The organism is Methylobacterium segetis, assembly GCF_004348265.1.
Taxonomy (GTDB): domain Bacteria; phylum Pseudomonadota; class Alphaproteobacteria; order Rhizobiales; family Beijerinckiaceae; genus Methylobacterium; species Methylobacterium segetis.
On sequence record NZ_SMNT01000027.1, the window covers coordinates 40,165 to 52,386 of the forward strand.

Annotated in this window: 9 protein-coding genes and 1 pseudogene; 5 read left to right on the forward strand and 5 right to left on the reverse strand. The window is 73.0% G+C overall.

Annotated elements, in window-relative coordinates; translation table 11 throughout:
* The first annotated feature begins 99 nt into the window (after positions 1 to 99).
* On the forward strand, positions 100 to 525 hold the full coding sequence (locus E1J50_RS09445; protein ID WP_132252835.1) for a tautomerase family protein: 426 nt from the start codon (positions 100 to 102) through the stop codon (positions 523 to 525).
* A gap of 197 nt (positions 526 to 722) precedes the next feature.
* Here E1J50_RS09445 and E1J50_RS09450 read toward each other — a convergent pair whose 3' ends face one another.
* The gene (locus E1J50_RS09450; RefSeq protein ID WP_132252838.1) at positions 723 to 1,694 is read right to left on the reverse strand and encodes a quinone oxidoreductase family protein; all 972 of its coding nucleotides are present in this window, start codon (positions 1,692 to 1,694) and stop codon (positions 723 to 725) included.
* Positions 1,695 to 2,180: 486 nt separating this feature from the next.
* Here E1J50_RS09450 and E1J50_RS09455 point away from each other — a divergent pair, with 486 nt between their 5' ends.
* Complete coding sequence (locus tag E1J50_RS09455; protein WP_245516502.1) at positions 2,181 to 3,425, forward strand: FAD-dependent monooxygenase; 1,245 nt, start codon at positions 2,181 to 2,183, stop codon at positions 3,423 to 3,425.
* Between the two features lie 254 nt (positions 3,426 to 3,679).
* The gene (locus E1J50_RS09460) at positions 3,680 to 4,024 is read left to right on the forward strand and encodes a hypothetical protein (protein ID WP_132252842.1); all 345 of its coding nucleotides are present in this window, start codon (positions 3,680 to 3,682) and stop codon (positions 4,022 to 4,024) included.
* Positions 4,025 to 4,159: 135 nt separating this feature from the next.
* Here the strand turns inward: E1J50_RS09460 and mfd are convergent, their stop codons facing one another.
* Together mfd and E1J50_RS09470 are read right to left on the reverse strand one after the other, a co-directional pair.
* The gene (gene mfd / locus E1J50_RS09465) at positions 4,160 to 7,753 is read right to left on the reverse strand and encodes a transcription-repair coupling factor (RefSeq protein WP_132252845.1); all 3,594 of its coding nucleotides are present in this window, start codon (positions 7,751 to 7,753) and stop codon (positions 4,160 to 4,162) included.
* A gap of 184 nt (positions 7,754 to 7,937) precedes the next feature.
* Positions 7,938 to 8,234: an FAD assembly factor SdhE gene (locus E1J50_RS09470; protein ID WP_132252847.1), complete on the reverse strand. Its 297-nt coding sequence runs from the start codon at positions 8,232 to 8,234 to the stop codon at positions 7,938 to 7,940.
* Between the two features lie 235 nt (positions 8,235 to 8,469).
* Between E1J50_RS09470 and recG the strand changes: the two genes are divergently transcribed.
* The gene (recG, locus tag E1J50_RS09475; protein ID WP_132252850.1) at positions 8,470 to 10,614 is read left to right on the forward strand and encodes an ATP-dependent DNA helicase RecG; all 2,145 of its coding nucleotides are present in this window, start codon (positions 8,470 to 8,472) and stop codon (positions 10,612 to 10,614) included.
* 200 nt (positions 10,615 to 10,814) lie between these two features.
* Entirely contained in the window at positions 10,815 to 11,111 is a 297-nt protein-coding gene (locus tag E1J50_RS09480) for a hypothetical protein (protein ID WP_132252852.1), read from the forward strand.
* A gap of 7 nt (positions 11,112 to 11,118) precedes the next feature.
* Here E1J50_RS09480 and E1J50_RS09485 read toward each other — a convergent pair whose 3' ends face one another.
* Positions 11,119 to 11,889: a DUF502 domain-containing protein gene (locus E1J50_RS09485; RefSeq protein ID WP_245516503.1), complete on the reverse strand. Its 771-nt coding sequence runs from the start codon at positions 11,887 to 11,889 to the stop codon at positions 11,119 to 11,121.
* Between the two features lie 144 nt (positions 11,890 to 12,033).
* Positions 12,034 to 12,222 (reverse strand): annotated as a pseudogene (locus E1J50_RS09490) (glutamine--fructose-6-phosphate transaminase (isomerizing)); the annotation flags it as partial.

Sequence of the window (12,222 nt, forward strand, 5' to 3'; positions counted from 1 at the left end):
AATCTCTGAAAGCGCAACAACGCGTTTCTCAAATCGCCGCGCCGGGCGCAGGGTCGGGACCGTCACCGAGACGATCACAGAGACAAGGAAGCCGGTCCCATGCCCATCATCACCGTCAAGGTCGCCCCCCGCAGCCCCGTGCCCGACCTGGAGCGGGCGGTCGCCACCCTGGCCGCGCGGGCCTCCACCGAGTGCCTGCGCAAGCGCGCCGACCTCACGGCCGTCGTCGTCGAGCGGATCGATCCCGCGGCCTGGTTCGCCGGGGGGCCGAGCCTCGCCGATCAGGGTCGGTCGAGCTACTGGCTGGAGATCCGGGTCGTCGACGGCACCAACACCAAGGAGGAGAAGGAGGCCTTCCTCGCCGCGATCCACGACGGGATGGGCCGGCTCCTCGGCGACCTGCACCCGGAGAGCTACGTCCACGTGGCGGAGGTGAGCGCCGACGCCTACGGCTTCGGCGGCCTGACCCAGGAGCGCCGCTTCATCGCGGGCCGGCTCGGTGTCCCGCCCGACGCGGCCGCCTGAGGGGCGGCGGCGATGCCGACCGCGCGGCCGATGGGCTCCCCCCCGCTCCCTCGGGCGCGGATCCCCTCTCCCGTTCGGGAGGGGGACAGGGCGAGGGGTTCAGGTCCGTCCGGAGAGGCCGCGCCCCTCACCCCGACCCTCTCCCGAACGGGAGAGGGGGCGCGGCGCACCCGGCCCATCGGCGCCCGCGTCCCGCGTCACGGCTCCATCACGGTCGAGCCGGTCGTCTCGCGGCCGGCGAGGTCGCGGTGGACCTGCTGGGCCTCGGCCAGCTTGTAGCGGGCGTTGACGGGGATCCTCACCGCCCCGCTCCGGACGGCGCCGAACAGGTTCTCGGCCATCGCGTCGAGGACCGGGCGCTGGCTGGAGAAGGTGAAGAGCGTCGGGCGGATCGCGTAGAGCGAGCCCTTCTGGGCGAGGAGGCCGATGTCGAAGGCGTCGATGGCGCCCGAGGCCGAGCCGAAGCTGACGAAGGTGCCGAGCGGGGACAGGCAGTCGAGGGAGGCGGGGAAAGTCGCCTTGCCGACGCCGTCGTAGACGACCGGCACGCCCTTGCCGCCGGTGATCTCCCGCACGCGCGCCGCGAAATCCTCCTCGCGGTAGAGGATGACGTGGTCGCAGCCATGGGCCTTGGCGAGCTCCGCCTTCTCCGGCGTGCCCGCCGTGCCGATCACGGTGGCGCCGAGGTGCTTGGCCCATTGGCAGGCGATGAGGCCGACGCCCCCGGCCGCGGCGTGGAACAGGATCGTGTCGCCCGGCTTCACCCGGTAGACCCGGTGCAGCAGGTACTCGGCGGTCAGCCCCTTCAGCATCATCGCCGCGGCGGTCGCGTCGTCGATTCCCTCGGGCACGTGCACGGCCGCCGCCGCGGCGATCACGGGCTCCTCGGCGTAGGTGCCCTCGGCCGAGCCGTAGGCGACGCGGTCGCCCACCCGGAAGCCGGTCACGCCCGCGCCCACCGCCGTCACCCTGCCCGCGCCCTCCTTGCCCGGGGTGAAGGGCAGCTGCGCCGCCTTGTAGGCGCCGGTGCGGAAGTAGATGTCGATGAAGTTCACGCCGATCGCGCCCTGGCGCACCCGGATCTGGCCCGGCCCGGGCTCGGGCAGCGGCACGTCCTCGTACGCCATCACCTCGGGGCCGCCGTATGCGTGAACCCGGATCGCCTTCATCGTGAGCTCCTGACCATGGGGGCCTGTCCGTTCCGAGATAGGGCGGAGCGGGCCAGGGCAAGGACGCATCCCTGCCCCGCCGCGCGGACCCGAGGCAAGCGCCCCGCATACCCGAAACCTGTGCAGAGCCCCGCGGGCAATTGTGTATTTTTAGACAGTTTCCGGTCAGGATGCCCCGGACCGGGTCGCCTTGTTCCGGTCGTCTGCGCCCGCCGGCCTCGAAACCCCTCAGATGGCCGGCGGGCGCAGATCGGCGACTGCGCGGCAAGGCGCGATTCTCCGGCGCTACTCTCCGGCGCGATCCCCCAGGGCGGTCGCTCGGTGCGGCCCCTCGGTGCGATCCCTCGGTGCGATCTCCTGCGCATCCGATGGGCCGCGGGCAGGCTCCGCGACCCCGGAACGATGTGACAGGCGGGCGCCCGGCCCCTAGATCTCCGCGGGACCCGATCCCGAAGCCGGCGCTCCGCCGCGTGAGGATGCCCCGCCGTGCCCGATTCCGCTCCCGCCCCCCTGCCCCGCTCCGAGCCCGGCCCCCATGCCGTCGCGGTGGTGGGCGCGGGCGCGGCCGGGCTCTCGGCGGCCCTGGCGCTGGCGCGGGCGGGCATCGCCACGGCGCTCGTCGGCCGCCACGCGCCGGTGGCGGACGGGCGCACCGTCGCCCTCCTCGACGGCTCGGTGCGCTTCCTCGAGGCCCTCGGGGCCTGGGAGGCGCTCCGGGACCACGCGGCGCCGCTCGCCGAACTGCACATCGTCGACGATACCGGCAGCCTGTTCCGGCCGCCCCCGGCCCGGTTCCGGGCCGGCGAGATCGGGCTCGCCGCCTTCGGCTGGAACGTCGAGAGCGCCCGCCTCGTCGAGGGCCTGCGGGAGGCGGCCCGCGGGGCTGCGAACCTCACCCTGATCGAGCGCGACGTGGCGGGCTTCGCGGCCGGCGAGGCGGCGGCCCGGCTGACCCTGGAGGACGGGGCCGGCCTCGACGCGCGGCTCGTGGTCGCGGCCGATGGCGGGCGCTCGCGCCTGCGGGCGGCCTCCGGCATCCGGGTGCGGGACTGGTCCTATCCGCAGGGCGCGGTGACGACGCTGCTGGCCCATGCGCGCCCGCACCGGGACGTCTCCACCGAGTTCCACACCCGGGCCGGCCCCTTCACCCTGGTGCCGCTGCCGGGCGGCCACCGCTCCAGCCTCGTCTGGGTCACGGGCGAGGGCGCGGCGCGCCGCCTGTCGGACCTCGACGATGCCGCCCTCGCACTGGCCGCCGAGCGGCAGGCGCAAGGGCTGCTCGGGCGGATGCGGATCGACGGGCCGCGCGGCCTCGTGCCGATGCGGGGGCTCTCGGTGGGCACCCCCGTGGCGCACCGCCTCGCCCTGATCGGCGAGGCGGCCCACGTCTTCCCCCCGATCGGCGCGCAGGGCCTCAACCTCGGCCTGCGCGACGCGGCGGCCCTGCGCGACGCCGTCGTCGCCGCGGCCCGGGACGGGCGCGATCCCGGCGCGCGGAGCGCGCTGTCCGGCTTCGCGCGGGCGCGCAGCCTCGATGCGGGCCTGCGCACGGCCGCGGTCGACGCCCTCAACCGGAGCCTGCTCACCCCCTTCCTGCCCCTCGACGCCCTGCGCGGCGCCGGGCTCCTCGCCATGACGACGATCGGCCCCTTGCGCCGCGCGGTCATGCGCGAGGGGGTCCTGCCCCGCCTCAACGCGCCGGAGCTGATGCGCGGGCCGGCACGGCCCTGAGCGGCGGGACCGCGCGATCGGCCGCCCTCGTCGGCACGGGCGCGCCGGCCCGGGGCCTGCCGCCCCGGTCCCCGCCCCCCGCAATGAACAGCAACGGCGCCGCCTCGCCCCCGCCCGAAGTGGTGGTTCATCTCGCGCTCAGGTGAGGTCGGCATCTTTCGCACTGCAATCTCGCGGGCGAACCAATCCGGCCCCAGCGTGTTATTGCTAGGGTCCCTTCCCAAGGGACGCGCGATGAGATAACGCTGAAGCTTATGGGTGCGCTGCAACAAGTCCTTGTTGTCGACGACGGCCACCGCGCCGTCGATCATTCCCTTGCTGCGGAGCTCGCCGAGCTCGGCTACGCGAGCGTCACGGCCTCGCTCGAAGCGGCCGAGGACGTGCTCGCGGTGATCGCCCGCCCCGCCGCCATCCTGCTCCAGACCCCGGCCCGCGGCGGCTCCGCCTTCGCCGAGCGCGCCGCCGCCCTGCGCGCCCAGATGCGCGAGGCCGGCATCCCCGTCCTCGTCGTGGACGAGGCCGCGGGCGCCCGCAGCGGCGCACCCGTCGACCTGAAGAGCCGCATCGGCCCCTACGTCCTCAACGAGCCGGACCTCTAGCGCACCGACGCCGCGCGTCCCGCGAGCCCGCCTCGGGGGCGGAGGACGCGCTCAGGTTCCGCGCGAGGATCGGGCCGTAAGCCCCTCGCCCCCCTCCCTGTTCTCCCTCATCGACACGTCGCGAGGCGGCCCCGGTCAGGCCGCCTTCCTGCCCTTGCGCCCCGCGATCTTGGCCAGGCTCCGCAGGATCTGCGTCGTGATCTTCAGGCGCTCCGGCACCGTGTCGAGCTCGCGGATGAAGACGATGCTCATGTCGGGCCGGACCTTGGCGAAGGAGCCCTGCTCGGCGACGAAGGCCACGAGACCCGGCGGGTTGGCGAAGGCCCGGTCGCGGAAGTGGATGACGACGCCCTTCGGGCCGGCCTCGACCTTCTCGACGTTCGTGTCGCGGCACAGGATCTTGATCGTCACGATCTTGAGGAGCTGCTCCACCTCCGGCGGCAGCGGCCCGAACCGGTCGATCAGCTCGGCCCCGAAGCTCTCCATCTCGGCATCGTTCTCGATCGTCGAGAGGCGCCGGTAGAGGCCGAGGCGCACCGTGAGGTCCTCGACGTAATCCTCCGGGATGGTGACAGGGGCGCCGAGCGCGATGGTGGGCGACCACGCCTCCTCCACCGGCTCGTCGATGCCCGCCTTCAGCGCGGTGACCGCATCCTCCAGCATCTGCTGGTAGAGCTCGTAGCCGACCTCCTTGATGTGGCCGGATTGCTCGTCGCCGAGCAGGTTGCCGGCGCCGCGGATGTCGAGGTCGTGGGAGGCGAGCTGGAAGCCCGCGCCCAGCGTGTCGAGGCTCTGGAGCACCTGCAGCCGCTTCTCGGCCTGGACCGTGAGCTGGCGGTTCGCCGGCGTCGTGAAGAGCGCGTAGGCCCGCGCCTTCGAGCGGCCGACGCGGCCCCGGAGCTGGTAGAGCTGGGCCAGCCCGAACATGTCGGCCCGGTGCACGATCAGCGTGTTGGCGGTCGGGATGTCGAGGCCCGATTCCACGATCGTGGTCGAGAGGAGCACGTCGAACTTGCCCTCGTAGAAGGCCGTCATCACGTCCTCGAGCTGGCCCGCCGCCATCTGGCCGTGGGCGACCGCGACCTTGATCTCGGGCATCTCGGCATCGAGGAAGCGCTTCACCTCGGCGAGGTCCTCGATGCGCGGCACCACGTAGAAGGCCTGGCCCCCGCGGTAGCGCTCGCGCAGGAGCGCCTCGCGGATCAGCAGGGGGTCGAAGGGCGTCACGAAGGTGCGCACGGCGAGGCGGTCGACCGGGGGGGTCGCGATGATCGAGAGCTCGCGCACGCCCGTCATGGCGAGCTGGAGGGTGCGCGGGATCGGGGTCGCCGAGAGCGTCAGCACGTGGACGTCGCTCTTGAGCGCCTTCAGCCGCTCCTTGTGGGTGACGCCGAAATGCTGCTCCTCGTCCACGATGATGAGGCCGAGATCCTTGAACGTGACCGCCTTGGCGAGCAGCGCGTGGGTGCCGACCACGATGTCGACGGTGCCGTCGGCGAGCCCCTCGCGGACCTTCTTGAGGTCCCCGCTCGACACGAAGCGCGAGGCCTGCGCCACCTGGACGGGCAATCCCTTGAAGCGCTCGGCGAAGGTCCGGTAGTGCTGGCGGGCCAGCAGCGTGGTGGGCACCACCACCGCCACCTGACGCCCCGAGATCGCCGCCGCGAAGGCGGCGCGGAGCGCCACCTCGGTCTTGCCGAAGCCGACATCGCCGCAGACGAGCCGGTCCATCGGCCGGCCCGCATTGAGGTCGTCGAGCACCGCCTCGATGGCGTTGCCCTGGTCCTCGGTCTCCTCGAAGGGGAAGCGGGCGGCGAACTCGCCGTAGAGCCCCTCCGGCGCGACGAGGCGGGGGGCGGGCTTCACGAAGCGCTCGGCCGCGATCTTGATGAGCGCGCCCGCCATCTCGAGGATGCGGCGCTTCATCTTGGCCTTGCGGGCCTGCCAGGCGCCGCCGCCGAGCCGGTCGAGGGGCACCTCGGCATCCTCGGAGCCGTAGCGGGTCAGGAGCTCGATGTTCTCCACCGGCAGGAGCAGCAGGCCGCCGGTATATTGCAGCTCCAGGCAATCGTGCGGCGCGCCCGCCGCCGTGATGGTCTTGAGGCCGACGAAGCGGCCGATGCCGTGGTCGGCATGGACCACGAGGTCGCCCGGCTGCAGCGCCTGCACCTCCAGGATGACGTCCTGCGGGCGCTTGGCCTTGCGCTTGGCGCGCACCAGCCGGTCGCCGAGGATGTCGCCCTCGGCCACGACCGCGAGCTGGCCCGCCGTGAACCCGGCCTCGAGCCCCCAGACCGCGACCGCGACATCCGTGCCGCGCTTCAGGGCGTAGACGTCCGACAGCCGGGTGATCGCGACCGGCTTCTTCAGGCCGTGGTCCGACAGCACGCCGCAGAGCCGGTCCCGGGAGCCGTCGGACCAGGATCCGAGGATCACGTGATGACCGGATCCCTGCAGGTCGCGCACATGCGCCACCGCGGCGTCGAAGACGCTTGCCGATTCCTCGGCGCGCTCGGGCGCGAAGCTGCGCCCCGGCTGGCCCTCGCAATCGATGACGGCGCGATCCGCGCTCTCGGGCAGGGCGAAGGGCGTGAGCCGGGCCACGCTCGCGCCGGCGACGCGCTCCTTCCACTCGTTCGGGGTGAGGTAGAGGGCGCGCGGCGGCAGCGGCTTGTAGGGCGCGACGCCGGCCTGGGGCGTCTTGAGCGCGCCCTCGCGGGCCTGGAAGTAATCCTGGACGAGGGCGAGGCGCTCGGCCACCGCCTCCTCGACCTGCGCGTCGAACACCAGCGGCACGCCCGCGACGTAGTCGAACAGCGTGTCGAGATGGTCGTAGAAGAGCGGCATCCAGTGCTCGAGCCCGGCGTAGCGGCGGCCCTCGCTCACCGTCTCGTAGAGGCGGTCGTCCCGGGTCGCGGCGCCGAAATTCTGGATGTAGCCCTGGCGGAAGCGCCGGATCGTCTCGGTGGTGAGCTGCACCTCGCTCATCGGCACGAGGTCGAGGGAGCGCAATTGCCCGATCGTGCGCTGGGTCTCCGGATCGAAGGCGCGGATCGATTCGAGCGTGTCGCCGAAGAAGTCGAGGCGGATCGGGTTCGGCAGGCCCGGCGGCGACAGGTCGAGGATGCCGCCGCGCACGGCGTACTCGCCGGTGTCGCGCACGGTGCCGGTGCGCAGGAAGCCGTTCGCCTCGACCCAGGCCGTGACCTTGTCCATCGACACGACGTTGCCGATCGCCGCCGAGAAGGTCTCGACCGCGATCCGCTCCCGCGGCGGCACCCGCTGCACGAGGGCGTTGACGGTGGTGCAGAGGATGCGGGGGTTCTCCTCGGAGGAGCGCGAGCGGGTCAGCCGCGAGAGCGCCGTCATCCGCTGCGCGGCGATGGCGGAATTGGGCGAGACCCGGTCGTAGGGCTGGCAGTCCCAGGCCGGCACGCTCATGATCTCGATCTCGGGCGCCACGAAGCGGAGCGCCGTCTGGAAGGCGTTCGAGCGCCCGGAATCGCGCGCCACGTGGACCAGCACCGCCGGCCCCTCGAAGCCCTGACCGAGCGCGCGTGCGAGATCGGCCACGACGAGGGCGTCGAAGCCTTCCGGCACGCGGGAGAGCGTCGGGCTGTCGCCGCGCTTGAGCGCCTCCAGCGCCTTCGCGAGGGGGCCGGATTTCGGCAGGGCGAAGCGGGCGGCCTGCGGCTTCGGGGCGGAGGGTTTCGGGGCGGGTTTCGACATGAAGGGGGTGCGGGTCGCTTCGTTCTGCTGGCAGCGTGAATAACTCGGCGCCGACGCGCTCCCTCTCCCGTGCGGGAGAGGGCTGGGGTGAGGGGGCGCGCTCCGGCTGACGCGCATCCCTCACCCGGTGCGCTGGCGCGCATGCGACCTCTCCCGGACGGGAGAGGCGGGAGACCGAGCCGCGTCAGCTATGGATCGGCGCGTCGTGCCGGTGGAACGATCGCAGCCGCCGGTAGACCGGCGTGTCGTAGTTTCCCGGCACCTCCGCCTCGCCGGTGAGCCAGCGGAACAGGTCGCGGTCGGGCACCTCGATCAGCGCCTCGAACTCCGCCAGCTCCGCCTCGCTCAAGCGGCCGATCTCGGCATCGGCGAAGCGGCCCATGATCAGGTCCATCTCGCGGATGCCGCGGTGCCAGGCCCGGTAGAGGGTGCGGCGGCGGCGCGGATCGAGATCCGCGCTGGTGCGGGTGGTGCCGGACATGGAGCGAACCTTGGAGCCAATCTTGGGAGCCAAACCCGTGATGCCGTGATCCGGGGATCCACGGATCCCTGAATCCCCTGATCCCTGGAGCGACGGATTGCAAGGACGGCTTGCGCCGCCTCGCCGCGATTCTGGAAGCTGTGCCGCAGCGGGAGCCGGGCCGGATCCGGTATATAAGGTCGACCGCCCGCGGCACCATCCTCGAAGGCCGCGTCCCCGCCCCCGCCGCTTCCGCATGACCGACGCCCCTGCCCCGACGCCGCTCCGGCCGACCATCCTCGACCCGCTCTTCGCCCCCGCCCGGACCCTGCCCGGAATCGGCCCGAAGGCCGCGCCCCTGATCGAGCGGCTTCTCGGCAGCCCCGAGCAGGCGGCCCGCATCGTCGACCTGCTGTTCCACCTGCCGCAGGGGGGCGTGGCGCGCCAGATGAAGGGCTCGATCGCCGAGGCGCCGCCGGGCGAGCCCGTCACCCTCGGCGTCACGGTCGTGGCCCACCGGCCGCCGCAGCCCGGGGCCGGGCGGCGCCCGCACCGGGTGCTGGTGGAGGATGCCACCGGCGACATCTCCCTCGTCTTCTTCGGCATGCCGCGGGCGCGGATCGAGAAGATGCTGCCGCTCGGCAGCCACCGCTACGTCTCGGGCCGGATCGACCTCTGGGACGGGCACCGGCAGATGGTGCACCCCTCCCGCGTCACCGACGAGGCCGGGCTCGCCGCCCTCCCCGCCGTCGAGCCGATCTACGGGGCGACGGAGGGGCTGACCTCGCGGGCGATCTCGAAGCTCGCCCACGCCGCCCTCGACCGGCTGCCGGTGCTGCCCGAATGGCAGGACCCGGCTTGGCTCGCCCGCCAGGGCTGGCCCGCCTTCGCCGACGCGCTGCGGGCCGAGCACCGGCCCGAGGAGGCGCCCCCACCCCGGCGGGAGGGCGCGGAGGCCCCGCCCCGGCCGCCCGCCCGCCAGCGCCTCGCCTACGACGAATTGCTCGCCTCGCAACTGGCGCTCGCCCTGCTGCGGGCCCGCCAGCGCCGCAAGCCCGGCCGGGTCAATGCCGGCGACGGGCACCTCGCCGGCCGGATCGAGGCCGGCCTCCCCTTCGGGCTGACGGGCGCGCAGGCCCGCGCGGTGGCCGAGATCCGGGCGGACCTCGCCAGCGACCGGCGCATGCTGCGCCTCCTCCAGGGCGATGTCGGCTCCGGCAAGACGGCGGTGGCGCTGCTCGCCATGGCGCATGCCGTCGAGGCGGGGCGGCAGGCGGCCCTGATGGCGCCGACCGAGATCCTGGCCCGCCAGCATCACGAGCGGCTGCGCCCGCTCGCCGGCCCCTTGCGCCTGCGCCTGATGACGGGGCGCGATCGGACGGCGGAGCGGCGCGCGACGCTCGCCGACCTCGCCGAGGGCCAGATCGACATCCTCGTCGGTACCCACGCCCTGTTCCAGGAGAGCGTGGTGTTCCGCGATCTCGGCCTCGCGGTGGTGGACGAGCAGCACCGCTTCGGCGTGCACCAGCGCCTCGCGCTCGGCGCCAAGGGCGAGGCGGTCGACTTCCTCGTGATGACCGCGACGCCGATCCCGCGGACCCTGGCGCTCACCTTCTTCGGCGACATGGACGTCTCGGTCCTCGACGAGAAGCCCGCCGGCCGCCAGCCGATCCGGACGATCACGATCCCCGTGGAGCGCATCGACGAGGTGGTGGCGGGGCTGGAGCGGGCGCTGGCGCGGGGCGAGCGGGTCTACTGGATCTGCCCGCTCGTCGCCGAATCCGAGTTCGTCGACCTCGCCGCCGCGCAGGAGCGGTTCGAGGATCTGGCGGGCCATTTCGGGGCGGCGGTCGGCCTGATCCACGGCAAGATGCCGGGGCCGGACAAGGACGCGGCGATGGAGCGCTTCGCGGCCGGCACGACCCGGATCCTCGTCTCCACCACCGTGGTCGAGGTCGGCGTCGACGTTCCGGAGGCGACCATCATGGTGATCGAGCATGCGGAGCGCTTCGGCCTCGCCCAGCTCCACCAGCTGCGCGGGCGGGTGGGCCGCGGCTCGGCCGCCTCCTCCTGCCTGCTGCTCTACCGGGGGCCGCTCGGCCAGGTCGCCCGGGCCCGGCTCGAGATGATGCGCGACAGCGAGGACGGCTTCCGGATCGCCGAGGAGGACCTGCGCCTGCGCGGCGAGGGCGAGGTGCTGGGCACCCGCCAGTCGGGCCTCGCCGCCTTCCGCCTCGCGAGCCTGGAGAGCGACGGCGGCCTGCTGGAGGCCGCCCGCGACGATGCCCGGCTCGTGGTCGAGCGCGACCCCGGCCTCCGGAGCGAGCGGGGGCAGGCCCTGCGCGTGCTCCTCTACCTGTTCGAGCGGGAGGCCGCGATCCGCCTGCTCGGGGCCGGTTAAGGTTCGTTCACGATTTCCGTGCGTCCTGTGGCCTCCGGGTGAACCTGCGGGCCTCGTTCATCTGCCATACAGATTCGGGGTTGCGGCCGAGGCTCCGGAACGGCATCATCCCTTGCCGCGTTCGTGTCCCATTCTTAACTGAACATGAACGAAGGGTTGATTCGTTCAGCCCAACCGTCGGAGATGTGGAGGCTAAGCCGATGACCGGACCGTTCCTGCGCCTGCCGGGCTCTGCGGAGGGCTGGGACGCCCATTCAGGCGAACCGTGGCTCCTGCCAATCTCCGACACGAACGACGTGCCGGCCGATTCGGGCGCGGATGCGATCGCGCAGGCCGTCCGTCAGGCCTCCCGCCCCCTCTGGATCGCGGCCCACGGCCTCTGCCTCGCGCTGGGCCTGCTCCTCGCCGTCGAGACCGCCACGGGCTGGATGAGCCCCGGCGCCCCGCAGCCGAGCGCCGTCAAGGCGCCCGTCGTCGCCACCGCCAGCGCCTCCTAAGGTCCCTTCAGGCGTCCTGCCGCTCGGGCGCGGCCGCCGCGCCGACCTGAGCGGCCCGCAGCCCCGCCGCCATCGCCTGCAGGCGCGTCTGCGGATCCTCGGGCTGGATCACGCCGGCCGACATGACGAGCTTGGCGGCGTCGTCGACGCTGATCCCCACCTCGATGATCTCCGTGCGCGGCAGGTAGAAGAAGAACCCCGTCGTCGGGTTCGGTGCGCAGGGCAGGAACACGCCGACGTAGTCGTGGCCGGGCGGCAGCGCCCCCTGGATGTCGGTGGCGGCCGGGGCCGACAGGAACACCACCGACCACGTCCCCTTCACGGGGAATTCCACGAGCCCGACCGTGCGGAACGAGGTGCCGTTCGCCGAGAACAGGGTCTCGAAGATCTGCCGCAGCCCCTTGTAGAGCCCCGAGATCACGGGGGTGCGCGCGAGCAGCACCTCCCCGAACTCGATGACGCTGCGCCCGACGAGGTTGGCCGTGAGGAAGCCGAGCAGCGTCACCGCCACGAAGGCGATGACGAGGCCGAGGCCCGGGATCGAGAAGGGCAGGTAATGGTCCGGCAGGTAGCTCGCCGGCACGAGCGGCTTCACCCAGCCGTCGATGAGGGTGATGAACCACCACGTGATGTAGATCGTGATGGCGAGCGGCCCCGCCACGATGATGCCTGTGAGGAAGTAGGTCCGCAGCCGGCCGCGGACGCTGACGCGGCGGCGCTGGCGGGCGGGATCCATCTCCGGGAGCGGCGGCTGGATCGGCGGGACGGGTGGCGCCACGGGTTCACTTTCGCGAGCGGGCCGGCGGGCCCGGGTTCCGAAGGCCCCGGCCTCCGCCGGGACCGCCCCGGGGCAGAGAGGTAGCGGCTGGCGCCGATCCGCTCAAGGGCGGCGCCGCCCCGCCGTCCCTCCGCCGCGACGGGCCTATTCGACCGTGACGGATTTGGCGAGGTTCCGCGGCTGGTCGACGTCTTTGCCCATGACCACCGCCGTGTGGTAGGCGATCAACTGGATCGGCACGGCGTAGACGATCGGCGCGATCACCGGGTCGAGAGCCGGCATCGTCAGCGTCGCCAGCGTCTCGAGGCCCGCCTCCGCCGCCCCCTTGGCATC

Bases quoted from the DNA above. Each gene is read 5' to 3' on its own strand.
- E1J50_RS09445 (WP_132252835.1), top strand. From the start codon at position 100: ATGCCCATCATCACCGTCAAGGTCGCCCCCCGCAGCCCCGTGCCCGAC.
- recG (WP_132252850.1), top strand. From the start codon at position 8,470: ATGACCGACGCCCCTGCCCCGACGCCGCTCCGGCCGACCATCCTCGAC.
- E1J50_RS09460 (WP_132252842.1), top strand. From the start codon at position 3,680: ATGGGTGCGCTGCAACAAGTCCTTGTTGTCGACGACGGCCACCGCGCC.
- mfd (WP_132252845.1), bottom strand. From the start codon at position 7,753: ATGTCGAAACCCGCCCCGAAACCCTCCGCCCCGAAGCCGCAGGCCGCC.
- E1J50_RS09450 (WP_132252838.1), bottom strand. From the start codon at position 1,694: ATGAAGGCGATCCGGGTTCACGCATACGGCGGCCCCGAGGTGATGGCG.
- E1J50_RS09480 (WP_132252852.1), top strand. From the start codon at position 10,815: ATGACCGGACCGTTCCTGCGCCTGCCGGGCTCTGCGGAGGGCTGGGAC.
- E1J50_RS09470 (WP_132252847.1), bottom strand. From the start codon at position 8,234: ATGTCCGGCACCACCCGCACCAGCGCGGATCTCGATCCGCGCCGCCGC.